General features: G+C 63.8%; 25 protein-coding genes and 1 pseudogene. 15 read left to right on the forward strand and 11 right to left on the reverse strand.

The genetic code is table 11. From position 1 onward, the window contains the following. Positions 1 to 34 precede the first annotated feature (34 nt). The 3 genes from FJ946_RS21960 to FJ946_RS21970 all read left to right on the forward strand — a co-directional run bounded on the left by FJ946_RS21960 (position 35) and on the right by FJ946_RS21970 (position 2187). Positions 35 to 403 (forward strand): Hpt domain-containing protein, encoded by a 369-nt coding sequence (locus tag FJ946_RS21960; protein ID WP_140525377.1) that lies wholly within the window; start codon positions 35 to 37, stop codon positions 401 to 403. Positions 404 to 501: 98 nt separating this feature from the next. Then, positions 502 to 822 (forward strand): 2Fe-2S iron-sulfur cluster-binding protein, encoded by a 321-nt coding sequence (locus FJ946_RS21965; RefSeq protein ID WP_137931040.1) that lies wholly within the window; start codon positions 502 to 504, stop codon positions 820 to 822. A gap of 330 nt (positions 823 to 1152) precedes the next feature. Next, positions 1153 to 2187: an NAD(P)/FAD-dependent oxidoreductase gene (locus tag FJ946_RS21970; protein WP_140498912.1), complete on the forward strand. Its 1035-nt coding sequence runs from the start codon at positions 1153 to 1155 to the stop codon at positions 2185 to 2187. An 11-nt stretch (positions 2188 to 2198) separates the two neighbouring features. Here FJ946_RS21970 and FJ946_RS21975 read toward each other — a convergent pair whose 3' ends face one another. Together FJ946_RS21975 and FJ946_RS21980 are read right to left on the reverse strand one after the other, a co-directional pair. Next, positions 2199 to 3674 (reverse strand): MDR family MFS transporter, encoded by a 1476-nt coding sequence (locus tag FJ946_RS21975; RefSeq protein WP_140498910.1) that lies wholly within the window; start codon positions 3672 to 3674, stop codon positions 2199 to 2201. A 241-nt stretch (positions 3675 to 3915) separates the two neighbouring features. Next, complete coding sequence (locus tag FJ946_RS21980; protein ID WP_181167580.1) at positions 3916 to 4533, reverse strand: DUF922 domain-containing protein; 618 nt, start codon at positions 4531 to 4533, stop codon at positions 3916 to 3918. Positions 4534 to 4636: 103 nt separating this feature from the next. On the opposite strand from FJ946_RS21980, the gene folP reads away from it, so the two are divergent. From folP to folK, 3 genes are read left to right on the forward strand one after another with little or no spacing between them, the layout of a single operon-like run. Further along, the gene (folP, locus tag FJ946_RS21985; protein WP_140498907.1) at positions 4637 to 5488 is read left to right on the forward strand and encodes a dihydropteroate synthase; all 852 of its coding nucleotides are present in this window, start codon (positions 4637 to 4639) and stop codon (positions 5486 to 5488) included. A 3-nt stretch (positions 5489 to 5491) separates the two neighbouring features. Next, positions 5492 to 5851 carry a dihydroneopterin aldolase gene (folB, locus tag FJ946_RS21990; protein WP_140498905.1) on the forward strand — a complete coding sequence of 120 codons (360 nt, stop codon included), beginning with the start codon at positions 5492 to 5494 and terminating at the stop codon, positions 5849 to 5851. Then, positions 5835 to 6362, forward strand: a complete 528-nt coding sequence (gene folK / locus FJ946_RS21995; RefSeq protein WP_140498903.1) for a 2-amino-4-hydroxy-6-hydroxymethyldihydropteridine diphosphokinase — start codon at positions 5835 to 5837, stop codon at positions 6360 to 6362. Before folB ends, folK begins: the two co-directional genes overlap by 17 nt. Here folK and FJ946_RS22000 read toward each other — a convergent pair. Both FJ946_RS22000 and FJ946_RS22005 read right to left on the reverse strand, forming a co-directional pair. Next, positions 6354 to 6899: a DUF924 family protein gene (locus tag FJ946_RS22000; RefSeq protein WP_140525372.1), complete on the reverse strand. Its 546-nt coding sequence runs from the start codon at positions 6897 to 6899 to the stop codon at positions 6354 to 6356. The genes folK and FJ946_RS22000 overlap by 9 nt on opposite strands. Positions 6900 to 6911: 12 nt before the next feature. Next, the gene (locus FJ946_RS22005) at positions 6912 to 8747 is read right to left on the reverse strand and encodes a monovalent cation:proton antiporter-2 (CPA2) family protein (protein WP_140525371.1); all 1836 of its coding nucleotides are present in this window, start codon (positions 8745 to 8747) and stop codon (positions 6912 to 6914) included. A gap of 263 nt (positions 8748 to 9010) precedes the next feature. Between FJ946_RS22005 and FJ946_RS22010 the strand changes: the two genes are divergently transcribed. Next, on the forward strand, positions 9011 to 9277 hold the full coding sequence (locus FJ946_RS22010; protein WP_140547541.1) for a hypothetical protein: 267 nt from the start codon (positions 9011 to 9013) through the stop codon (positions 9275 to 9277). 86 nt (positions 9278 to 9363) lie between these two features. Here the strand turns inward: FJ946_RS22010 and FJ946_RS22015 are convergent, their stop codons facing one another. The 4 genes from FJ946_RS22015 to FJ946_RS22030 all read right to left on the reverse strand — a co-directional run bounded on the left by FJ946_RS22015 (position 9364) and on the right by FJ946_RS22030 (position 13168). Next, positions 9364 to 9915, reverse strand: coding sequence for a hypothetical protein (locus FJ946_RS22015; protein WP_140498896.1), 552 nt, complete (start codon positions 9913 to 9915; stop codon positions 9364 to 9366). Between the two features lie 90 nt (positions 9916 to 10005). Then, positions 10006 to 11127 carry a YcjF family protein gene (locus tag FJ946_RS22020; RefSeq protein ID WP_140498894.1) on the reverse strand — a complete coding sequence of 374 codons (1122 nt, stop codon included), beginning with the start codon at positions 11125 to 11127 and terminating at the stop codon, positions 10006 to 10008. Beyond that, positions 11124 to 12602 carry a YcjX family protein gene (locus FJ946_RS22025; RefSeq protein ID WP_140564480.1) on the reverse strand — a complete coding sequence of 493 codons (1479 nt, stop codon included), beginning with the start codon at positions 12600 to 12602 and terminating at the stop codon, positions 11124 to 11126. The genes FJ946_RS22020 and FJ946_RS22025 overlap by 4 nt, the downstream gene beginning before the upstream one ends. A gap of 62 nt (positions 12603 to 12664) precedes the next feature. Further along, positions 12665 to 13168, reverse strand: coding sequence for a histidine phosphatase family protein (locus FJ946_RS22030; RefSeq protein ID WP_140498890.1), 504 nt, complete (start codon positions 13166 to 13168; stop codon positions 12665 to 12667). Between the two features lie 271 nt (positions 13169 to 13439). Here FJ946_RS22030 and dksA point away from each other — a divergent pair, with 271 nt between their 5' ends. Then, positions 13440 to 13856 carry an RNA polymerase-binding protein DksA gene (gene dksA / locus FJ946_RS22035; protein WP_140498888.1) on the forward strand — a complete coding sequence of 139 codons (417 nt, stop codon included), beginning with the start codon at positions 13440 to 13442 and terminating at the stop codon, positions 13854 to 13856. A gap of 135 nt (positions 13857 to 13991) precedes the next feature. Here dksA and FJ946_RS22040 read toward each other — a convergent pair whose 3' ends face one another. After that, positions 13992 to 14729, reverse strand: a complete 738-nt coding sequence (locus FJ946_RS22040; protein ID WP_181167579.1) for a flagellar biosynthetic protein FliO — start codon at positions 14727 to 14729, stop codon at positions 13992 to 13994. Between the two features lie 244 nt (positions 14730 to 14973). Here FJ946_RS22040 and FJ946_RS22045 point away from each other — a divergent pair, with 244 nt between their 5' ends. Then, positions 14974 to 17550 (forward strand): response regulator, encoded by a 2577-nt coding sequence (locus FJ946_RS22045; protein WP_140564481.1) that lies wholly within the window; start codon positions 14974 to 14976, stop codon positions 17548 to 17550. 55 nt (positions 17551 to 17605) lie between these two features. Here FJ946_RS22045 and FJ946_RS22050 read toward each other — a convergent pair whose 3' ends face one another. Further along, positions 17606 to 18232, reverse strand: a complete 627-nt coding sequence (locus FJ946_RS22050; protein WP_140498884.1) for a TetR/AcrR family transcriptional regulator — start codon at positions 18230 to 18232, stop codon at positions 17606 to 17608. Between the two features lie 49 nt (positions 18233 to 18281). On the opposite strand from FJ946_RS22050, the gene FJ946_RS22055 reads away from it, so the two are divergent. The 3 genes and pseudogenes from FJ946_RS22055 to FJ946_RS22065 all read left to right on the forward strand — a co-directional run bounded on the left by FJ946_RS22055 (position 18282) and on the right by FJ946_RS22065 (position 20205). Further along, positions 18282 to 19124: an oxidoreductase gene (locus FJ946_RS22055; RefSeq protein WP_140564482.1), complete on the forward strand. Its 843-nt coding sequence runs from the start codon at positions 18282 to 18284 to the stop codon at positions 19122 to 19124. 82 nt (positions 19125 to 19206) lie between these two features. Next, a pseudogene (locus FJ946_RS22060) lies at positions 19207 to 19326 on the forward strand (IS5/IS1182 family transposase); the annotation flags it as partial. Positions 19327 to 19482: 156 nt separating this feature from the next. Next, positions 19483 to 20205: a DeoD-type purine-nucleoside phosphorylase gene (locus tag FJ946_RS22065; protein WP_140515295.1), complete on the forward strand. Its 723-nt coding sequence runs from the start codon at positions 19483 to 19485 to the stop codon at positions 20203 to 20205. A 70-nt stretch (positions 20206 to 20275) separates the two neighbouring features. Here the strand turns inward: FJ946_RS22065 and FJ946_RS22070 are convergent, their stop codons facing one another. Next, positions 20276 to 20581, reverse strand: coding sequence for a ribbon-helix-helix domain-containing protein (locus FJ946_RS22070; RefSeq protein WP_140498878.1), 306 nt, complete (start codon positions 20579 to 20581; stop codon positions 20276 to 20278). A gap of 246 nt (positions 20582 to 20827) precedes the next feature. Here FJ946_RS22070 and FJ946_RS22075 point away from each other — a divergent pair, with 246 nt between their 5' ends. The 3 genes from FJ946_RS22075 to FJ946_RS22085 all read left to right on the forward strand — a co-directional run bounded on the left by FJ946_RS22075 (position 20828) and on the right by FJ946_RS22085 (position 23445). Continuing rightward, complete coding sequence (locus FJ946_RS22075; RefSeq protein ID WP_140564483.1) at positions 20828 to 21223, forward strand: VOC family protein; 396 nt, start codon at positions 20828 to 20830, stop codon at positions 21221 to 21223. Between the two features lie 72 nt (positions 21224 to 21295). Beyond that, positions 21296 to 21826 carry a gluconate 2-dehydrogenase subunit 3 family protein gene (locus FJ946_RS22080; RefSeq protein ID WP_140515296.1) on the forward strand — a complete coding sequence of 177 codons (531 nt, stop codon included), beginning with the start codon at positions 21296 to 21298 and terminating at the stop codon, positions 21824 to 21826. A gap of 47 nt (positions 21827 to 21873) precedes the next feature. Next, the gene (locus tag FJ946_RS22085; protein ID WP_140564484.1) at positions 21874 to 23445 is read left to right on the forward strand and encodes a GMC family oxidoreductase; all 1572 of its coding nucleotides are present in this window, start codon (positions 21874 to 21876) and stop codon (positions 23443 to 23445) included. The last annotated feature ends 45 nt before the right edge of the window (positions 23446 to 23490 follow it).

Below are 23490 nucleotides of genomic sequence, written 5' to 3' on the forward strand. Positions count from 1 at the left end.
TTTTCAGGCGGCCGAAGAAGCGGAGTTCGAGTTCATGCGTGGCGAAAGCGGCATTGCCTTCTCAATGCCCGGGGGCGATGTATCGGGAACGAGGCGGTCCCGACCGGTCGATTTGGCACACCTTGCGCGGCAGACGATGGGCGACCGCGGCCTCGAACAGGAGGTGCTGGCGCTCTTTGTACAACAGGCGCTGTCGGTGCGCGACAGGATAGTCGATGCGGACATCAAGGACCGGCTGCTCCTGGCGCACGGCCTGAAGGGTTCGGCGCGTGGTGTCGGGGCCTTTGCCATTGCCGATTGCGCCACCGAGATAGAACGGCAGCCGGAAGACAGCCAGACGCTTACGCGGCTCGGCAAACTGATCGACGAAGTGCGCGATTTCATCGCCGCCATCAACCGCTAGACCCGTTTGCGGAAAAACGTCACCGAGCGGCGCTTTCTCGCCGCAGTTGACTTGTGTGCCCGAGTGATTATCTCGGCGGAAACTCCCTCAGGTGACAAATGACCAAACTGACCTTCATTGCCCATGACGGCACACATTTCGACGTGGATGCCGAGAACGGCTCGACGGTCATGGAAAACGCCATCCGCAATGCCGTGCCGGGTATCGAAGCGGAGTGCGGCGGCGCCTGCGCCTGTGCAACCTGCCACGTCTATGTCGACGAGGCCTGGACGGCGGAAGTCGGCGAGCCGGAAGCAATGGAAGAGGACATGCTGGACTTTGCCTACGACGTCCAGCCGAATTCGCGGCTATCGTGCCAGATCAAGGTGCGCGACGCGCTCGACGGACTGGTGGTGCGGGTGCCCGAGCGCCAAGGCTAAAAGCCGATTTTTGCCCGAGGCAATGAATCCGGGCAGGGGGGTCCTTGGGGGCCGGCTGTTGACGTCGCCTTGAATGGAAAACCCGCCTGTGCGGCGGGCCTCCGGCGCAACTCAACACCATAACCAAATATCTACCATAGTTGCGGGCACCCCCCTCAAGAAAAAATTCCTATCTTGGGAGATGCCGGCCATAAAAAATTGCCGGCGCAGCCGGACTGGCGGTCGTCCAGCCTTTCTTAATTCAGTTCGCAGCTCTGATTTTTGCCGCCACCGCTTGGCAGCAAGCCGATGGTCATGCAGTCTCACGCCAATCCAGCAGCGAGGCGCATCATGACCGGCATCACCAGGACAGACGTACTCATTGTCGGGGCAGGGCCGGTCGGGCTGTTCGCCGTGTTTGAGCTCGGCCTGTTCGACATGAAGTGCCACCTGATCGACATTCTCGACCGGCCCGGCGGCCAATGCGCGGAACTCTATCCGGAGAAGCCGATCTATGACATTCCCGGCTGGCCTTCGATCTCGGCGCAAGGCCTGGTCGACAAGCTGCTCGAGCAGATCGCGCCGTTCAAGCCTGATTTCACCTACAATCGCATGGTCTCCAGTCTCGAGAGACTGGAGGACGGCGGCTTTCGCGTCACCACCGACGAGAATGAGGTGTTCGAGGCCAAGGTGGTGGTGATCGCCGCCGGCGGCGGCTCCTTCCAGCCAAAACGCCCGCCCATCCCGGGCATCGAACCCTATGAGGGCAAGAGCGTCTTCTATTCGGTGCGCCGAATGGAAGATTTTCGCGGCCACGACCTCGTTATCGTTGGCGGCGGCGATTCAGCGCTGGACTGGACGCTCAATTTGCAGCCGGTGGCAAAAAGCGTGACGCTGGTCCACCGGCGCCCGGAGTTCCGCGCCGCGCCCGACAGCGTCAACAAGATGTACGCCATGCAGGAAATGAAGCAGCTGGATTTCCAGGTCGGGCAAGTGACCGGCTTGACCGGCGCCGACGGCCAACTGTCGTCCGCCCTGATCAGGGGGCCGGAGGGCGACATCGAAATTCCCTGCACGCGGATGCTGCCCTTCTTCGGCCTGACCATGAAGCTCGGACCGATCGCGGAATGGGGGATCAACCTTCACGAGAACCTGATTCCGGTCGACACCGAGAAGTTCCAGACGTCGGTCCCGGGCATCTTCGCGGTCGGCGACATCAATTGGTATCCCGGCAAGCTGAAGCTCATCCTGTCGGGCTTTCACGAGGTCGCGCTGATGGCCCAGGCCGCCAAGCGCATCGTCAGCCCGGGCGAACGCATCGTCTTCCAATACACGACCTCGTCGACCAGCCTGCAGAAGAAGCTCGGTGTGGCGGAGGCCTCCTGACGCGTATCGCTTCAGTCCGCCAGCACGGGGGCCTCGGGATGGCCGCGCAGCGGTTTTTCGGGCATCAGGCTGAGCGTCAGCAGCGCCATGATCAACATCACCACGGCGGCGACGAAGATCAGCCCGAAGGCGGCAGCTTCGGCACCGGCGCCGGTCGCCTGCGCGCCTTCGCCCGCCAGCGGCAGCCCGTTGCCCAGGGCGACCGCACCGAGGATAGCAACGCCGAGCGCACTGCCCAGCGAGCGCAGGAACGTCAGAACGCCGGTGGCGACGCCAAGGTGCCTAGGGTCGACTGCGTTCTGGACAGACACCGTGGCCACCGGAAAGGTGGTTCCGCTGCCGAGCCCGACGCATGTCGTCAGGATCTCGACAACCAGCAGCGAGGCGTGCCCCGCCACCAGGCTGAGGGCGCCGAGGCATAGAACGGCGAAGGCCAATCCGAAGATGGCGATCCGCTTGTAATGGACGAAACGCGGAATGGTGCGCCCGCTGAATGTCGCGCCGGCCACCGTGCCAAGCATCAGCCCCAGGAGGGCGGTGCCGGATTCGCTTGCCGACAGGCCGATGACCGACTGGAGATAGACCGGCAAGTAGACAGACAGGCCGATATTGGCCGCCTGCAGAAGGAACATGGAGAGCGTGCCGGCAAGGACGATCGGGTTGCTCAGTACCTCGAGCGAAATCAGCGGCTCGGTTGCGCGCAGCAGCCGCAGCGCAAAGGCGCCCCACAGGACCAAGGAACTGGCGACGAGCCCGAGGATCTCCGTCGATAGCCAGGGGTATTCGCTGCCACCCCAGTTCAGCGCCAGAAGCAGCAGGGCCGTGGCGGCGACGAGAAGCAGCGCGCCGAGCCCGTCGATGCGATGCCGTCTTGCCGCGACTGGCAGCTTGCGCAGCGGCTTGTTGATGATGGCCATGGCCAGGATGCCGAGCGGAATGTTGATCCAGAAGATCAGCGACCAATGGAGATGTTCAGCGAACGTGCCGCCGAGCAACGGCCCCGCGATGCTGGCGACTGCCCATGTGCCCGAGATCCAGGCCGCATAGCGTGCCCGCTCGCGTGGCGGCACGAGGTCGCCGATGACGGTCTGCGCCAGGGCGAAAAGCCCGCCGCCGCCGGCGCCCTGGATCGCGCGGCCGATCACCAGCACGAACATGTTGGGCGCCATCGCACTGACCAGCGAGCCGGCGAGGAAGATGAGGATCGCGCCATAGACGGTCGGCCGGCGGCCGTAGACGTCGGAGATCTTGCCGTAGAGCGGCGCCATGGCGGTTGCGGTCAGGAGATATCCGGTCACTATCCAGGGCAGGTACTCGGCGTGGCCGAGCGCTCGCGCGATGGTCGGCATGGCCGGCGCCACAATGGTCTGGTCAAGTGCTGCCAGCAGCATCGACAGGAGAACGCCGCCGATAATGGCGTTCTTCTCGCTTTCCGTCAGCGGCGCGCTCGCGGCCGCCACGGCCTGCTTGTCGACAGCCTGGTCCATAGTCTTTCGTCCATATGCTTGCGCGCGCCGTCCGCTGCGTCGGCTGGGCTAGCCGGGTTGCATCCGCGGCGCGATCGGTCGTGATGCTCGTGTTTGAAAGGTCGTGCCCTTGCCAACCCCTGATATGTCGTCCCGTATAGGCCGATTTCGACCGTTGCCCGAAAATTTTTCGAAGCTGGCACTACGCTTCGGCCCGGTTGGCTCGCACCGCCGCCCCTTTAGGCGACATGCATCAGGACATTCAGGTCGGCGGCAACCGGCCGTTGCCGATGCGCTCGACGCGATAGCGCAGGAGCCGCAGGATGCGGCTTTCGAAATTGACGCTTTCGACACGATCGAACTGCACCTGGGCACGGTCGTGTCTGGCGAGAATGGCGGCGGTGATCTGGGCGGCCTTGGCCTTCGCCGCATCGCAGTCCTTCTGCGGGTAAGCGGCTTTCAGCGCGTCTTCCAGTTCGCGGGCGTGATTCTTGGCGATCTCGACATGGCGTTCCTCATGGCGCTTGATGTCGGCCGACAGCGTGTCCCAGAACAGCCGCACATCCGCGTCGGCCTTGCGTGGACGGCGCCATTCGGGAAGGATAACCTTGACCTTGACGGTCACCGCGGCATCGGCGATCCGGCAGGAGCCGGACTGCCCGGCATAGCTGATGCGCGTGGTGAAGGCCATCTGTGTGGCGCCGGGATGCCGCGAGCCCGTGCTCTTCACCTGCGGACCACGTTTGGAAAGCTGTGCCTCGATGTCTTCTAGCGTCCTGCCGCCGACGGCGAAGTAGCTATATGTCTTGACGAGATTGGCCGCGCCCGCCGGAACGGCGGTGGCGGCAAGCAGCAATGCGCAAAGCCGGGTTCGTTTCATCAGGTTGCCTCTCGCCCTACCTTGCTTTACGGCCACTGCCGGCGCAACGGAATTGATCTGGTGCGGATCACACATGGTTGATGAGCCCCATGGTTGATGAGCAATGACGGCGAGGCGATGGCAGTTGGCGCACGGACGCCATCTCGACCTTGGCGACAAGGCCGTGGTGGTCGGCATTCTCAATGTCACGCCCGACAGTTTTTCCGACGGCGGTCTGTTCGATGCCGCCGAGACCGCGCTGGTCCAGGCGCGCCGCATGCTGGGCGAAGGCGCCCGGGTCGTCGATGTCGGCGGTGAATCGACAAGGCCGGGCGCGTCCGCGATCACGGCGGGCGAGGAGCAGGCGCGCATCCTGCCGGTGATCGAGGCGCTGGCGGGTTCCGGCGAGGTGCTGATTTCGGTCGACACCTATCGCGCCGAGACCGCGCGGCTTGCCGTCGCGGCCGGGGCGCATATCGTCAACGACGTCTGGGGCTTGCAGCGCGAGCCGGACATTGCGCGTATCGCAGCCGAAACCGGCGCGGGGCTCATCATCATGCATACCGGGCGGGATCGCCGAAAACTGCCCGACGTCATCGCCGACCAGTTCGCGTTCCTCGAAAAATCACTGGAAATCGCCCGCCGACACGGCATCGCCGACGATCATATCGTTCTCGATGCCGGCTTCGGCTTCGCCAAGGAGACGGCCGAGGATAACCTCGACCTGATGGCGCGGTTTTCCGAGCTCAACGCCCTCGGATTTCCGCTGATGGCCGGAACCTCGCGAAAACGCTTCATCGGCACCGTCACGGGCCGCGATGCCGCCGAAAGAGGGGCTGGGACTGCGGCGACGAGCGTCATACTGAGATTGAAGGGCGCCGACCTGTTTCGCGTCCACGATGTCGCAATCAACGTGGACGCGCTGGCCGTGGCGGATGCTATGCTGGCGCGCGAAACCGCAGTTTCGGAACGCTGAACCATGTATGTCATCCGCCTGAAGAATTGCGCCTTCTTTGCCCGGCACGGGGTGCTGGACGAGGAGGAGGCGCTCGGCCAGCGCTTCTATGTCGACGCCTCGCTCACCGTGGAGCCCGGGCGCGCGCTGGTCGACGATGCCATCGGGGAAACCGTCAACTACGGCGTTGCCTTCACGGTGATCGAGGAGATCATCACCGGACACAGGCGCTTCCTGATCGAGGCGCTGGCCCTGGAAGTCGCAAAAGCCCTGACGGAACGCTTCCCGCAGATCAGGAAAGCCGAAATCACGGTCCGCAAGCCGAATGCGCCGGTGCCCGGCGTGCTCGATTACGTCGAGGTGACCGTTGTCTGGCCGCAGTAACACCGTCTATCTCAGCCTTGGCGGCAATCTCGGCGATCCGGCGAGTTCGATGGCGGCGGCGCTGCGCCTGCTCGACGCCGATGCCGCCACTCGCGTGGCCGCGGTGTCCTCGCTCTACCGCACGCCGCCCTGGGGCAAGCTCGACCAGCCCGACTTCCTGAACGCCGCCGCGGAACTCTCGACACGGCTCTCGCCGCGGGCATTGCTCGACCTGTGCCTCGATGCAGAGCGCAAGCTGAAGCGCGTGCGCGAGGAGCGCTGGGGGCCGCGCCTGATCGATATCGACATCCTGGTTTTCGGCGACCGCGTCATCCACGAAACCGGCTTGGAAGTGCCGCATCCGCGCATGCTTGAACGTGCCTTCGTGCTGGCGCCGCTGGCCGAGATCGCGCCCGATCTTGCGGTAAGCGGGCGAAGCGTCTCGGAGCGGCTGGCCGCCGTCGATGCGGCCGGTATCGAACGCCTGCCGTCGGGCCGCGACTGGTGGCTGGATAGACCAGCGTCAGCCTGAGAACCCGCCATCGTCCAGAAAGGTTTTTTCCTCCGGCGTGGTCTCACGACCGAGCATCTTGTTGCGATGCGGAAAACGGCCGAAGCGCCGGATGATGTCGAGGTGTTCTTCGGCGTATTTGAGGTAGTCCGGCGCGTTGGCCGCGGTGAGCTCGACCGACCGTTCCTGGTCGGCGAGCAATTCCGAATGTTCGAACGGCAGATACAGGAACACCCGCAATTCCGGTTCGAGCGCCAGATCCTGGCCTGACGTTACGGCTTTTTGGGCAAAATGCTTCGCCAGCGGGTCCGTGGCGTACATGTGGCCGGTGCCGCGAAAGCAGTTGCGCGGAAACTGATCGAGCAGGATCATCAACGCCAGCGAGCCTTCGGCATGCTCCGACCAGCCGTCGCATTCGCGCCGTGCGGCCGCGTAATGCAGCTCAAGAAAGCGGTTGCGGAAATCGCCGTCGAAAACATCGCTTTTTTCGAACCATGCGTCCGCTCCGGCATCACGCCAGAATCTGGTGACCGACAGGGCTCTGCTGTCCAAATCCATGCTTTTCTCCTATCAGCCCGCCGGCTCGGACTTGTGCAGAACGCCGGCCGTTTCCTCGTTGAGCGCCTGGCCGGGGCGGCGCGGCGTGGAGAGCGGCGTCGGGATCGGCGTGCCGATATTGCCCTTCAGGAAACGCTGTCCGGAGCGGATGCCTTCGGCGAGCTGCGTCTCGAAGCGGGCGGTGTCGCGGCGGCGGACATCTTCGACCACCTCGGCGACGTCTTCCGGGTCGACGCCCAGGGCCTCCAGCGTCGAACCGCCAAAAACCAGCGCCGATTCGAATGTTTCACGCAGCTGATAGTCGACGCCTGTGCGGATGAGCTGTAGCGCGGTGCCTCGGTCGAAGGCGCGCGCCAGCACGGTGAGCAAGGGAAACTCGGCTTTGACGAGCTCGGCGATGCGTACGGCGGCATCGGGTTTGTCGACGCAGATGAGCACGGCGCGTGCGCGCCCGGCACCGGCAGCGTGCAGGATGTCCAGCCGCGTGCCGTCGCCGTAGTAGACCTTGAAGCCGAAATCGGCCGCCGCCTGGATCATCTCGACATCGTTGTCGATGATCGACACGTCGATGCCGCGCAGCAGCAATGGCTGGCTGGCGATCTGGCCGAAGCGGCCGAATCCGATGATCAGCACGCTGCCGGTCAGCCCTTCGGCGACGTCGACGCCATCCAGCGACAGCTCGTCGCGCGGCGTCAGATACCGCAACGCGACGATCGCCAGCGGCGTCAGCACCATGGAGATGATGACGATGGCCGTCAGCGTCGCGTTGGCCTGGCCGTCGATGATGCCGACGGAAGCGGCGGCCGAATAGAGGACGAAGGCGAATTCGCCGCCTTGCGCCATGAAGACGGCGCGTTCCAGCGCCTCGCGATGGCCCGACTTCAGGATGCGGGCGACGATGTAGATGCCGAGCGCCTTCATGACCATGTAGGCAACGACATAGACGGCGATCAGCCGCCAGTTCTGAACCACCACATGCAGGTCGAGCGACATGCCCACGGCGAGAAAGAACAGGCCGAGCAGGATGCCGCGAAACGGTTCGATATCGGCTTCGAGCTGGTGGCGGAAGGTCGATTCGGACAGCAGCACGCCGGCCAGGAACGCGCCCATCGCCATCGACAGGCCGCTGAGCTGCATGGCAAGGGCGGATCCGAGAACGACCAGAAGGGCGGCCGCCGTCATCACCTCGCGGGCGCGGGCATCCGCCAGGATACGGAAGAAAGGGTTGAGCAGAAAACGTCCGGCCAGCACCAGGCCGATGATCGCGGCAAGGCCGATACCGACCTCGGCCAACCGCTCCGACAGGCTGGTGTCGGTGCCGCCTGGCGCCAGGAACGCGATCAGGGCCAGCAGCGGCACGATCGCCAGATCCTCCAGCAGCAGGATGGAGACGATGCGCTGGCCCTTGGGCGAGGCGATTTCGCCGCGCTCTTCCAGAAGCTGCATGACGATCGCCGTCGAGGTCAGCACGAAGCCGGCTCCGGCGACGAAGGATTGCGCGATGGAAAAGCCTCCGGCTATTCCCACACCGGTCAGCAAGACCGCGCAGACCCCGACCTGAAGCGCGCCCAGGCCGAAGATCTCGCGGCGCAAGCCCCAGAGCCGCGACGGCTGCATCTCCAGCCCGATAATGAACAGGAACATCACGACGCCGAGCTCGGCGACGTGGAGGATGGCTCCCGATTCGGAAAACACACCGATGCCGAACGGGCCGATCACCACGCCCGCGGCCAGATAGCCGAGAATCGAACCCAGGCCCATACGTTTGAAGATCGGAACGGCGACAACACCCGCGGCGAGCAGCGCCACCACCTGAACAAGCTCGCTGCCCGCTGCCTCTGCCGCCATTCCCGCCATTCCGCTCGTTTGAGGACCGCAGCCTGTGCGGTCGGGTCAAGACGCCTCGGATCAGGCGCCAGCGCCCCAAGGATAGGGGCTTCGGCGGGCATGTAACAGCCCGAATCCTGCGGCGGGCAATGTTGCAGGCACGTTACACAAGTTGAGCGCGAGGCCGCGTTGCGTCTGGCTGCAATCGGAGGTTAAGCACGCTCGGCTTCGGCCAGTGGAGGGTGTGGCGATCAAGCCGCGCCCTTTTTGAGGAGATGACTGACATGAAGAAGTTTTTGCTCGTTGCCGTCGGCCTGGCGGTGCTCGCCGGCTCGGCTTGCTCCAAGGCGCCTGAGTGCACGGCCGAGGTCGCCACCAAGAAGGCGCAGGACATGGCCGCCGCGCTGCAGGAGGCGGTTACCAAGGATCCGTCCAAGGCGGCCGATCTGACGGCCAAGGTGCAAGAGGTGACGACCAAATATCAGGGCACCACGACCCTGGCCGACGCCTGCAAGGCCTATGATGAGGTGACGGCGGCGATCAAGGGCTGATCGTTCCTATCGACGTCTTCAAAAGGAGGCGGTGGCGATGGGCCGCCGTCTCTTTTTGTGTTTGGTTACAGGCGGTTGATACGCGCTCAGTTCGGCGCGATGGAGCCGACTTCGATCGCGTCGACCCGCTTCAGGCTCATGCCGATCACCGGCACCAGCTGGTCCGCGACGCGCACTGCAACCGTCACCGTCATCGAATTGTCGTCGGGGATGCGTGCCTGCATGACGCCGCGCAGCTGGTTGCGGTTGATGGTGAACACCACCTTGCGGGCATCGACCACATTGCCGCCGATGATATCGAGGCCGGCACCGGCCGCGCCGCCCATGAAGGAGCCCTTGTAATCGCGCCCCTTGCGCTCGATCTTGGCCGACATCGGCTGGGTGAACATGCCCACACGGCAGCCGCCGTCGAGCGTCATGCCCATCTTGCCGTCGGGCGTCGAGCCGGTGAAGCTGCAATTGAACTTCGTGCCCTTGTATTTGCCGGCGACGATCTCGCCCGGGCCCACCCACTTGCCTTCGGCGGACCGGAAGAACTGCTTGTCCGGCTCCGCCGCGGACGCCTGTGCGGCAATGCCGGCGACAGTGGTGATCGCAACCGCCAGGGGCAACAGGCTGGACAGAATTACGCTTTTCATCGACGACACCCGGCAACAAAGAGGCTGTTTTGGAACCAGTGCGACCATGAACAAGATTGGTTAATGCTTCGTCACTGCCAAGGTCGTCGTTCACTTGCCAGGCGGGGTGTTCTCGCTTTCCTTCCTGCTTGCGAACGATGTCAGCGCGGAGAGGAAATCACCCAGTCCCGGCCGTTTTGCCGCACTGAAGGGCAGGGGGCGCGCCGTCTCCATCGCGGCGATGCCGATGCGCGCCGTCATCATGCCGTTGACGACGCCTTCGCCGAGCTTGGCGGAGAGGCGCGCAGCCAGGCCGTGGCCGACGATCTGCTGGACGAAACTGTCGCCGACGGCGATCGAACCGGTGACCGCCAGATGCGCCAGCACGCTGCGCGCCAGGCGAAAGAAACCCAGTGTTCCCGGCCGCCCGCCATAGAGTTCCGAAAGGCGCCGGATGAGGCGCCCGGCCTCGAACACGACATAGGCTACGTCGACGAGCGCACGCGGACTGACGGCCGTCACCAGCGACACGCGTTTGGCGGCTTCCAGGATCATGATCTTGGCCCTGGCGTCGAGAGGGCCAAGGATCTCCGCCTCAGCGAGACGCACCAGATTGGCGCCATCGATGATCTCGTCGCGCAGATCGGCCAGCGCGCGCCTGCCCGCGGCCGTTTCGGGTTTGGCCGCGACGAAGGCCGACAGCTCGTCGACCACCAATCGCGCCGCCTTGGGATCGTCGCGTGCAATCGCATCGAGCGCACGTTTCTGCAGCTTTTCGACCTCGGCAAGCCGGGCGATCGCCAGGAACTCGCGAATCAGGATCACCACCAGCGCCAGCACGGCGACGGCAGCCATGCCGGCGGCCAGCCAACCCAGCCACTCGGCGCGCGCGAACAGATCGCGAATGAGCTGATCGGTCCACAGGCCGATGGCCAGCGAAACCAGCACCCCGAACGCGCCGAAGAAGATGGAGCCAAGCAATGAACGTTTCCTGCGAGCGACCGCCGGCGGCGGTTCGGCAGCGACGATGTCCGGCTCGTCGAACACGTCGATCTCCGACGGGATGACCAGCGCGACATCGCTCTTCACCGCGCGGGGCTTGCGCTGTGTGTCGGTCTGGACACGGCGCGCCTCCGGCGCCCCGGCCTGGGCACGGCGCGCCTGCGCCGCGTCCTGCTGCGATGTGGCCTCCGGTTCGATGCGGAATGCCGCCGGCTTGCGGGGCGCGGTCATGCCAGATGGTCTCCGATCAGGAACTGCAAGGCACGGTCGAGCCGGATATGCGGCAGTGACAGCATGACGCCCTCGGCCGTGCGCTCGAGTTTTGGCGGGCGAAAACGCACGAAGCGGATCGCCGGGTCGGTATTGTCCTGCCTGTGCGCTCCCCCGGGAGCTTCGAAGACAGCATCAATTTTCTCCGGTAAATCACCGGGAAATATGGCCGTTTCAGCTTTCCCGTCAAAGGTGTCGCCATTGATTGTCTCGCCCGCGAGCGGTGTGCCGATGATGACCGGCAATGTCTCGCGGCCCTGTTTGACGGTGCCTTCCCGTGTTGCGCGCACCGCCGCCATGGCGACGACGTCGACGCCGGCGCCGGTGAAATTCGCCCGCGCCACGGCGCGGTCTGCCAGCCGCCGCACGATCGCCTGCAAGCGGTCATGGCTGTCGTGATGCAGGTGGTCGGCCTTGGTGGCGGCGATCAGGATACGATCGATGCGCCGCGAGAAAAGATCGGTGAGGAAGCTGCCGCGTCCAGGACGGAAACAGGCGAGGATCTCGGTCACCGCGCGCTCCAGGTCGGCCATGGCTCCGGGGCCGGCGTTCAGCGCCTGCATGGCGTCGATCAGCACGATCTGGCGGTCGAGCCGGGTGATGTGTTCGCGGAAGAAGGGTTTGACGACATGGGTCTTGTAGGCCTCGTAGCGCCTTTCCATCATGGCGTGCAGCGAGCCGTTGCGCGGGCGCTTGTCGCCCAGGCCGGCCAGAGGCGCGAAGGTCAATGCGGGCGAGCCTTCGAGATCGCCCGGCATCAGGAAACGGCCCGGCGGCAAGGTCGAAAGCGCCCGCTCGTCGAGCTTGCAGGCTTTGAGATAAGCGGCGAAATCCTCGGCCAGGCGGCGCGCCGTCATCTCCTCGGCATCGGCGTTCGGGTCGATCTCGGCCGATAGCGCCCGCCAGGCGCGCGACAGGTCCTCGCGCACCGGCAACGCAGCCATTTCAAAGGCTTCGAGCGAAAAATCGGCGAAGGACTTGCCGAGCAGCGGCAGGTCGAGCAGCCATTCGCCGGGATAGTCGACGATGTCGACCGACAGTTTTCCGGAGGAAAACATCCTGTTCCAGCCGGAGGCCGATTCATATTCGATGGTCAGCCGCAATTCGGAGATGGCGCGTGTCGAATCGGGCCAGACGCGGTCGTTCACCAAGGCGGCGATATGGTCCTCGTACTGGAATCGCGGCACCGCGTCGTCGGGCTGCTCTTCGAGGAAAGCGCGCGCGATGCGCCCGGATTTCTGCGCCTCGAACAGCGGCAGGCGCCCGCCATGAATAAGATTGTGGACCAGGGCCGAGATGAAAACCGTCTTGCCCGCCCTGGAAAGGCCCGTGACGCCCAGCCGCAGCGACGGCGAAAAAAGCCCGCTGGCGCGGCCCGAAAGCGTGTCGAGGGCAATTCTCGCCTCGTCGGTGAAAGTGGTCAGCGATGATGCCAAAATTGTCTCTCGAGGCTGCGACAGGTCCGATATAGGCGTTGCCATGCTGGTTTGAAATGGCGTCAGAGGTCAGCCGGCGTCAGGAATGCCTCGAGATAGCCGGCACCCTGGGCGGCCCCGGCAAGATCGCCGCTGAAGCGCACGACCGCCAGGCCCGAGGTCGGGAAACCATGATTGAGCATGGCGCGGGCGCTTTCCTCGCCATCGCCGGACACCGCCATGGCGAGATCCTCCGTCATCGGATTGTGGCCGACGAGCAGCATCGAACCCACCCCACCATTGTCCCGGATGAGGCTGAGGTACGCGGCCGCGTCCTCGCTGTAGAGCGCGTCGACGAACAGAACCCGGCCGGTGTCGGCCCGACCGGCCACGCCTTCCAGCGTCTCCTTCGCGCGCCGGGCTGTGGAGCAAAGCGTCAGATCGGGCACATAGGAGCGCGACCGCATGGCGATGCCCATCGCCTCCGCATCAGCGCGGCCGGACGCATCGAGAGGGCGATCGAAATCACGCATGCCGGGCAGCGCCCATCCGGCTTTGGCGTGCCTCAACAGATAAAGCCTGCTCACCCAACCTCCACCGTGCCAACAGCCCGAACCGTGCCGTGATTAGCCATAAGAACGGCGTGGCGCACAATGGCAGTCGTTTTTCGGACATGACGAATCATCAGCCGGCGGCCGCCAGTTCGAAGGATCCGGTACCTAAGACCAGCCCGAATCACCTCAATCGCGCTCCTCGAGGCAGATTAACAATTGCGTGAATCGGTAATCGATTGCGCTTGTGCAGGCGTTTGACCGCGAATATATAGGCGCCAAATTTGGGGCTGTTTGGGTGAGTCGAATGAACGATGCCGTTACCGCCGATTACGTACCCTCCGAAGACGAGCCGTTCATGAACGAGCGGCAGAAATCCTACTTCCGCTCAAAGCTCGTCACCTGGAAGAATGACATATTGCGCGAAGCGCGCGAAACCCTCGAAATCCTACAGCAGGAAAACGCCAATCATCCCGATCTAGCCGACCGCGCCTCTTCGGAAACCGACCGCGCCATCGAACTCAGGGCGCGCGACCGCCAGCGGAAACTCATCGCAAAGATCGATTCGGCCTTGCAGCGCATCGAGGAAGGCACTTACGGCTATTGCGAGGAGACTGGCGAACCGATCGCGCTGAAGCGGCTGGATGCCCGCCCGATTGCAACCTTGTCGATCGAAGCGCAGGAGCGCCACGAGCGCCGCGAGAAGGTCTATCGCGACGATTAGCCTGCGGTCTGCATTCAAGAAGATTTCAGCGATATCGCTCTCGAAATGGCCGGTTTTCCGGCCATTTCTTTTTTCAGAACCCGGGCGATGCGCGCAAAACCCCGATCGGTTTTTCGGACCGGGCGCAAGCGCTGCTCATCTTTTCTGGCTGGAGAGTTCGCCCAGAAGCCTGGTCATCTCATCGTCGAGCGACGGCGGTGTTTTTGCCACCGGCTTGGTCGCCGGACTGCTCGAGCGGGGCTGGTCGAGCGAAACCTCGAGTTCCTTCATCAGCGTTTCATCGATGCTTTCCTGCCCCGGCGGTGGTGAAGCCGGCGGCGGGGCATGCCGGACGGCATTTACGTTTGCGGAGCCGTAGGAAGGCAGCGGCGTGACATTGGTCGGCTGATAACCCTGCGCCGCCGGCTTCGGCACCGGCTCCGGAGCGCGCTGGCGGGCGGGTGGCGCTGCACTCACCGGCTGCGGAGCAGGTGCCTGTCTCGCCGGCGCCGGGGTGGGCTGAGGCGCACGCGGCTTTGCCACCGCGACAGGCTGCTGCGAACCGCCATCTCCGGTCAGCGCGGGACGGCGTGGCGCAGAAAGGCGGATGTCACGCTCGACGACGACATCGGTCGGGCCGCCGATCAAAAGCAGATGCTCGATGTCGTCGCGGCGCACCAGCACCAGGCGGCGATGGCTGTCGACGGCGGTGGCGTCCATGACCGCAAGCCGCGTCTTGCGGTTCCGGCCGCCCGCGACAAAGGTGCCGAAGGTCAGGTTGCGAACGAGTTTGACGATGATGAGGACGATAACCAGCAGGACCAGCGCCGCGAAGGTCCACAGCAGTGCCGCTACATAGCCGGGGCCCGCTACGCTATCCAGCCATTGCAGCATTGGTTCCCCCTGATCGGTTTGGAAGTGACGCGACACTAGACCGTTGCGGCGGGCTACCGCAAGTTGCCTTTCACGCTTCATGAACAGCTTGAAACACTGGAGGGCCGGCCGACATCATTTTTATCTGACATTTGCCGCCCGGGCCTTTTCGGGACCAGGAGAATATGATTCAACCCGACAGGGGCGGGCGTCGGCACACATTGCGGCGAGTATCGGAACACCGGACTTCAAGAGCAGGGGGCACATGGCCAAGGAAACGCGCGGCGATTTCTATCCGGTACCGATCGTCGATCAGAACACGCGGCCGGGCGCCGTTACCCGGCTCGTCATCTTCATTGCCGTCCTGACGGGGGCCGCGATCGTTTTCGGCCTGTTTCGCGAGCGGCTCGGCGACCCTTTCCTGCTGGGCATGCTCGGCGTGCTGGCGATGATCGGCGTCGGCTTCCTGTTCGCCACGGCGATCGGCTTCGTGCAGATCACTCCACGCTCGACGGGCGACGAACTGTCGAAGGCATTCGTCGATTCGATGTCGCAGGGTCTTCTGGTCACGGACACCAAGGGCCGCGTGGTCTATGCCAACCGCGCCTATGCCGACATGACCGGAGCCTCTTCCGCGGCCGACCTGAAGACGGTCGAAGGGCTGCTTTCGGATGTTCCGGAAGCTTCGGTCACCATCTACCGACTGGCCTCCGGCCTGCGTGACGGCCAGCCGGGCGACGGCGAGTTCCGGCTCGCGCAGTCGATCAAGCCTGGCGCTGAGCCAGGCGCGCGCTGGTATCGCGCCCGCGCCCGCGCTTTCAGCGTGCCGGGCCAGCGGCCGCCGATGCTCGCCTGGCAACTTGCCGACATTTCGCAGGAACGCGCCGAGCAGGAGCGTTTCTTCCTGGACCTGCAGAAGGCGATCGATCATCTCGACCACGCGCCCGCCGGCTTCTTTTCCGCCGACCAGGAAGGCCGCGTCACCTATATCAACGCCACGCTCGCCGAATGGCTGGGCATCGACCTTGCCAGCTTCACGCCCGGCGCCGTCTCCCTGCCGGAGATCGTCGCCGGCGACGGCATGGCGCTGGTGCGCTCGGTCAAGGCCGACCCCGGTACGACGCGCAACGCGGTCATCGATCTCGACCTCACGACAATGACGGGCGAGGCGCTGCCGGTGCGCTTCATGCATCGCGTTTCAGCCAGCCGCGAAGGCCTCAACGGTCCGACGCGCACGATCGTGCTCAACCGCACGCAAGGCGAGGACGCCTCGGCGGACCTGCGCGCTTCGGAAGTGCGGTTCACCCGCTTCTTCAACTCGACGCCGATGGCGATCGCCGGCGTCGACGCCAGCGGGCGCATCCTGCGCACCAATGCGCCATTCCTTTCGCTGTTTTCGTCGGTCGTAGACCGGGACGCCGTCGACCGCCGCATGCGGCTCGACACGGTCATCCACGAACGTGACCGCCCGGCCTTTGCCGCGGCCTTCGAAAAGGCACGGCAGCGGCAGGCCGATATCGAGCCGATCGACACGCTCCTGCCCGGCAATGAGGAGCGCCACATCCGTTTTTACGTCAATGCGGTCGCCGACGGTACAGGCGGCGAGGGGGCCGAGGAGTCGGCCATCGTCTACGCCGTCGAGACGACGGAGCAGAAGGCGCTCGAAGGGCAGATGGCGCAAAGCCAGAAGATGCAGGCGGTCGGCCAGCTTGCCGGCGGCATCGCGCACGACTTCAACAATGTGCTGACCGCCATCATTATGGCGTCGGATCTGCTTCTGACCAACCATCGGCCGTCGGATCCATCCTTCCCCGACATCATGAACATCAAGCAGAATGCCAACCGGGCAGCCTCGCTGGTGCGGCAGTTGCTGGCCTTTTCGCGCAAGCAGACGCTGCGGCCGGAAGTGCTGAACCTCACCGACGTGCTCGCCGATCTCAGGATGTTGCTCGCCCGTCTGGTCGGCAACGACATCAAGCTGAAGATCGACCACGGTCGCGATCTTTGGCCGGTCAAGGTCGATATCGGCCAGTTCGAGCAGGTGGTGGTCAACCTGGCGGTCAACGCGCGCGATGCAATGCCGGCGGGCGGCGACCTCACGGTGCGCACCCGCAATGTGACCGCCGAGGAGTGCAAGACCTTCCCCTATCGCGAACTCACCCCAGCGGACTATGTGGTGGCCGAGGTCGAGGACACCGGCAGCGGCATCGCGCCCGACGTGCTGAAGAAGATATTCGAACCGTTCTTCACCACCAAGGAGGTCGGCAAGGGCACCGGCCTTGGCCTGTCCATGGTCTACGGCATCATCAAGCAGACCGGCGGCTTTATCTTCTGCGATTCCGAGGTCGGCAAGGGTTCGATCTTCCGCATCTTCCTGCCGCGCCACATCGCCGAGGCAAAGAAGGCAGGCGAACCCGGGGAAGCACCGGCAGCGGTACCTGCCAAGTCGGCCGAGACAGGCAAGGATTTGTCCGGGTCGGCCACGGTGCTGCTGGTCGAGGACGAGGATGCGGTGCGCATGGGCGGCATGCGGGCACTGACCTCGCGCGGCTATACCGTGCACGAGGCGTCCTCCGGGGTCGAGGCGCTGGAAGTGTTCGAAGCGCTCGGCGGCAAGGTGGACATCGTGGTCTCGGATGTGGTGATGCCGGAGATGGATGGGCCGACGCTGCTCGGCGAACTGCGCAAGCGCCAGCCGGACATCAAGTTCGTCTTCGTGTCCGGCTATGCCGAGGATGCATTCGCCAGGAACCTGCCGGCGGACGCGCATTTCGGATTCCTGCCGAAACCGTTTTCGCTCAAGCAGTTGGCAACGATCGTCAAGGACATGCTGGAGTCTTAGGCCGTGAACCCATAAATCGGGAAATGGCCTAGATTGGCGGTTCCCGAAGGGCAGCCTAGGAGGCGGAATCGCCGAATAGCGGCCGTTCAGCAAATCCGAGCAGCAAGGTTTTTGCGATCTCTCGCGCCTTCGAGGCAAGCGCCTCATCCGGCAGTTCGCCGGCGGTCCAGAACGACAGGACCCCACGAAAGGCAAATGCGAGCTGCTCCGGCAAACTGCGCAGCGCCTCCTGCCTGCCGGCCGCGATCAAGCCTTCGCCCGCTCCAAGGGCCAGCGACCACAAGGTTGTGGAGTGCGCCAGGACCTTTCCGGGGGACGGGCCGGCCGTGCCGATCCATCCCATCACGGCCCGGTTTATCTCCGGCTCCTCCAACATCACCTCGACCGCGGTATCGATGGCCAACAGCACGCGGCCTGCGGCATCGGCAGGCGGTGACATCCCGGCAAAGCGCTGGGCCATCGTATCGATCCGCCGCCGCGAAAGGGCATGCATGATCGCGGCCTTGCTCCCGAACTGATTGAACGGCGTCGCGAAACTGACTCCGGCTTCGGTGGCGAGGTCGCGCATCGAGAAATCGGCCTTACCCTGTCGGAGCAGTCGCTCCGCCGCATCGATCACACGCCGGCGAAGCGGCTCACCCCGCGTGGCGGTCGGAGCAACCTTGGTCTTGTTTGGTGTCATGCTGTTATCTATATCATGATATAGTTTCAATCATAGCCCGGAGTGAACCATGACTTCCACCTCTAAGACATTCCTCATCACCGGTGTCAGCTCCGGGCTGGGGCGAGCATTTGCAAGAGGCGCGCTTGAAGCGGGCCATCGGGTGATCGGCACCGTGCGGCGGGAAGCCGACGCCGAGATCTTCGCCGCGCTCGCGCCCGATCGCGCCCACCCGCTCTTGCTGGACGTGACCGATTTCGAGACGGTCCCGGCGGCTGTCACCGCGGCGGAACGGCAGGCGGGTCCAATCGACGTGCTGGTGAACAACGCCGGTTACGGCCATGAGGGCGTGCTGGAGGAGTCCTCCCTGGACGATCTCCAGCGCCAGTTCGCCGCCAACGTCTTCGGGCCCGTCGCGATGATCAAGGCGGTGCTGCCGGGCATGCGCGAGCGGCGTCGCGGCCATATCATCAACGTCACGTCCATGGGCGGCTTCATCACCATGCCCGGGATCACCTTCTATTGCGGAAGCAAATTCGCGCTCGAAGGCATTTCCGAAGCGCTCGGCAAGGAAGTAGCAGGCTTTGGAATTCGGGTGACGGCGCTCGCTCCCGGCCAATTCCGCACGGATTGGGCCGGACGCTCGATGGATCGCACGCCGCGCAGCATTGCCGACTATGACGCGGTCATGGACCCGATCCGCGGCGCGCGACAGGCCAAGAGCGGCAACCAACCGGGCGATCCGGCCAAGGCCGCGCAGGCGTTGCTCGTGCTGGTCGATGCCGCGAACCCGCCGGTACGGCTGTTCCTGGGCGACGATGCGCTGGGGCTGGTCGACCAGAAGCTCGACGCGATGCGGAGCGAAATCAGCGCGTGGGAGGAGCTTTCGCGATCAACCAGCTTCGCATCATGAGCGCTTGGAGTGCGTCGGCTGATGAAGACGCGCCGCGCGTTTTCATCAGCCTGCAATTGGGGCGGCTCGGCCTGACCGCCGGCCGAACATCCCGCCGAAGAGCAACCAAGTGAAGCCTTGCTTCAGCGGGCGGCTCTATCGCGAGCGCAACCTGATCGAGCGGTTCTCCTCCAAGCTGAAGCACTTCCGGCGTGTCGCCACCGCTACGACTTTGATAGAGTCGCCGACCGGTTTAACTCTTTGTTTTCGTGATATTGTCGTCCTGAAACGAAGTTTCCGTGTATTAGCGTTCCCGAATGCCTCTTGCGCAATACCGCGACAAGGCCATGATTGTGGATGAAACGGCAGGGACGAGCTGTTGACGCCACACATCGAAGCCAGCAAGGGTGACTACGCCGACATTGTGCTGTTGCCGGGCGACCCCCAGCGCGCCGAATGGATGGCCATGACATTCCTGGAGGCCCCACGCTGCATCAACCGCCGGCGCGGTGCCCTTGGCTTCACTGGCCTGTTTCGTGGTCAGCCGGTCAGCATCCAGGCGACCGGCATCGGCGTATCCTCCTTTCTGATCTATGCGCATGAGCTGCTGGACGGCTACGGTGTGCGGACTTTGATCCGTACCGGCACCTGCGGCGGGCTGACCGCTGAGGTAAAACTACGCAGCCTCGTCATCTCGCAATCGGTGCGGCCCGAAAGCGCCCGAAGCGGTCAGGTTTTCGGCCTCTATGACGCTGCAGCCGGGCCGGACCCGGCGCTGTTTGCTCGCGCATTGGCGAAGGCGGCCGAACTCGGCATCGACCATCGTGCCGGGCTGACGGCATGCAGCGACGTCTTCCACCATCCGCAGGGACGCGCCCGTTTTGCCGATGCGCAGGCAGCCGGCGCGCTGGCCGTGGACATGGAGACCAGTGCGCTCTATCGCATTTCCAGGCATTTCGGGGCCCGTGCGCTATCGATCTGCACGGTGGTCGACGATATCGACAGCGGCGAACAGACCCAATATGCGGAACGCCAGGATCTTTTTACCGACATGACGCGGCTGGCGCTGGAAATCGCCGCCGCCGATCGGCCCGGTGCGTGATAGGCCCGCCGAGCCGCCCCAGTTCCTGATGCATTCCGAACACAAAGCCGGGGGGCACTTTTCTGGATCTTCAGGCGGCTTCCCATTTCGGCGGCATCTGGTCTTCCATGCCCGGCCGGTGGCTGCGCAGATAGAGCGCGCAGGTGGTGCGCAGCATGGAGGCGAAGTTGGGAATCTCGCCATTGATCTCGATGGCCTCGTCATAGAGTTTCGAGATGAATTTCGGCGTCGTCAGGTCCTGGCTTTCGGCGATTTCGTCGAGCAGTGCCCAAAACGTCGCCTCAAGCTGGATGCTGGTCGAATATCCGTCGATGCGGATCGACCGGTTGATCTGACGATAACCTTCGGGGTCCTGGGCCGCAAATACCCTGCACATCCGACAACCTCCCACGTTCGTTGATTTTTGGCGTTGATTTTGGGTGGACAGATGCTTTTGCCGCCAGAGGCGACGCGGCCTTTGTCCCCGACAGCATTCTCCGGCAAAATCGGCTGAACAGCAATCGGACTTTCGTCCTTGCGATTGTCAGGCGAGTCGATCTTCGGAGCGTGGTAACCGGCTGCCACCATCTTTTGCCGTCGCCGCGCATAATCATCTTCGAAGCATCGAGTGGCGAGGACTGATTTGGCGAAGGCAATCCACACCATGATCCGGGTTCTCGACGAGACCCGCTCCGTCGATTTCTACAGAAATGCCTTCGGCCTCGATGTCGCCGAAAGGCTGGATTTCGACACGTTCACGCTCATCTACCTCAGCAATGCCAAGACGCAATTCGAAGTCGAACTGACCGTGAACAAGGGTCGGCAGGAGCCTTATGCGCTTGGCGATGGCTACGGCCATCTCGCGGTTTCGGTCGTCGATCTCGACGGCGAGCACGACCGGCTCGGCGCGCTCGGCCTCAACCCGAAGAAGATCGTCGAATTCAACCGTGACGGTTCGCTGATCGCACGCTTCTTCTTCATCGAGGATCCGGACGGCTACAGGATCGAGGTTCTGCAACGAGGAGGCAGGTTCCAGTAGAGATCGCGGCCGCGTGTGCGCGGCGCCAGCCAAGGCATCCCATGGATGCAACCAGCAAGCAGGGAGGAAAATATGGTCACGATCTATGAAAGCAGGCCCGGGCTTTCGCGGCGCGAGCTTCTGAAGCGCGGCGGCGTCGGAGCCTTGCTCGTCATTTCCGGCAGCGCGGTCATCAGCCCGGAACATGCCTGGGGCCTCGAAACGTCGGCGCTGAAGCCGGAGACGATGGCGACGCTGATCCAAATGGGGCGGGACGTCTACCCGCACGATCAGCTTCCCGACAAATATTACGCCATCGCGGTCAAGAGCCATGACGATCAGGCCGGCAAGGATGCCGCACATAGGGATCTCATCGAGAACGGCATCGCCGATCTCGACAAGAGGTCCGGCAAGGGCGGCTACCGGAACCTTGGTTGGGAGGATCAGCGTGTCGCAGTGCTGAAGCAGGTCGAAGCCACGCCTTTCTTCCAGGCGGTGCGCGGGGGCCTCGTCGTCAGCCTCTACAACCAGAAGGAGGTCTGGCCGGTCTTTGGCTATGAGGGCGAATCCTATTCCAAGGGCGGCTATATCGCGCGCGGCTTCGACGACATCGAGTGGCTCTGAGCCGCTCCTCTCGCCACCCAGCAAAATCGAAATCATGGGAGGAAACCATGGCAGCAGCATTTGATCTGAAAAACGACAATTTGGTCGTCATCATCGGCTCGGGAGCCGGCGGCGGCACACTCGGCAATGAACTCGCCCAGAAGGGCATCGACGTCGTGATCCTGGAGGCCGGCGCTCGCCACGAATTCGACGACTTCATCAATGACGAGTGGGACTCCTTTGCCCAACTCGCCTGGAAAGACAAGCGCACGACTTCGGGCGACTGGCGCGTAGCCAGGGATTTTCCGAACCTGCCGGCCTGGATCGTGAAATCGGTCGGCGGCTCGACCACGCACTGGGCCGGCGCTTCGCTGCGCTTCCAGGAGCATGAGTTCAAGACCGCCTCGACCTACGGCAAGGTGGAGGGCGCGAACCTGCTCGATTGGCCGGTGACACTGGCCGAGATGGAGCCTTATTACGCCAAGGCCGAAGCCAAGATGGGCGTCACCGGCACCAATGACTGGCCGAGGCTGCCGGGCAACAATAATTTCAAGCTGTTGAAGGCTGGCGCCGACAAGCTCGGCTACAAGGAATGCCACACCGGCAACATGGCGATCAATTCGGTCGAGCGTGACGACCGGATGTCCTGCCAGCAGACCGGCTTCTGCTTCCAGGGCTGCAAATGGGGCGCCAAATGGTCGACGCTCTACACCGAGATCCCGAAAGGCGAAGCGACAGGCCATCTCGAGGTGAGGCCGAACGCCATGGCCGTCAAGATCAACCATGACGCCTCGGGAAAGGTGACCGGCGTCGTCTATGCCGACAAGGACGGCAAGCTGCAGGAGCAGAAGGCCCGCATCGTCGCCGTCGCCGGCAATTCGATTGAAAGCCCGCGCCTGCTGCTCAATTCGGCTTCGAGCAAGTTCCCTGACGGCCTCGCCAATTCATCGGGGCAGGTGGGCAAGAACTACATGCGCCACACCACCGGCTCGGTTTATGCCATCTTCGACAAACCGGTGCACATGTATCGCGGCACCACGATGGCCGGCATCATCCGCGACGAGGCGCGGCATGATCCATCGCGCGGTTTCGTCGGCGGCTACGAATTCGAGACGCTTTCGCTCGGCCTGCCGTTTATGGCGGCCTTCCTCGATCCCGGCGCTTGGGGCCGCTCCTTCACCACCGCACTCGACCACTACGACCACATGGCAGGGCTGTGGATCGTCGGCGAGGACATGCCGCGCGAAGAAAACCGCATCACGCTGCATGCCGACGAAAAGGACGAGCACGGCATGCCGATCGCCGATGTGCATTTCGACGATCATCCCAACGATACGGCGATGCGCGATCATGCCTACAAACAGGCCACGGCGCTCTACGATGTGGTTGGAGCGACGCGTACTTTCCCGACGCCGCCTTATCCTTCCACCCATAATCTCGGCACAAACCGGATGAGCGAGAAGGCGGCCGAAGGCGTCGTCAACAAGCACGGCCAGACGCACGACATCAAGAACCTGTTCGTTTCCGACGGCAGCCAGTTCACGACAGGCGCGGCCGAGAACCCGACGCTGACGATCGTCTCGCTGGCGATCCGGCAGGCCGATTACATCGCCAGCCAAATGTCAGCGAGAAGCATCTAGTTCCACCTCCCGACTGCCTGCTGGCGCGGAGCCCCGACCGGGGTT

Source organism: Mesorhizobium sp. B2-4-7 (assembly GCF_006442685.1).
Taxonomy (GTDB): Bacteria; Pseudomonadota; Alphaproteobacteria; order Rhizobiales; family Rhizobiaceae; genus Mesorhizobium.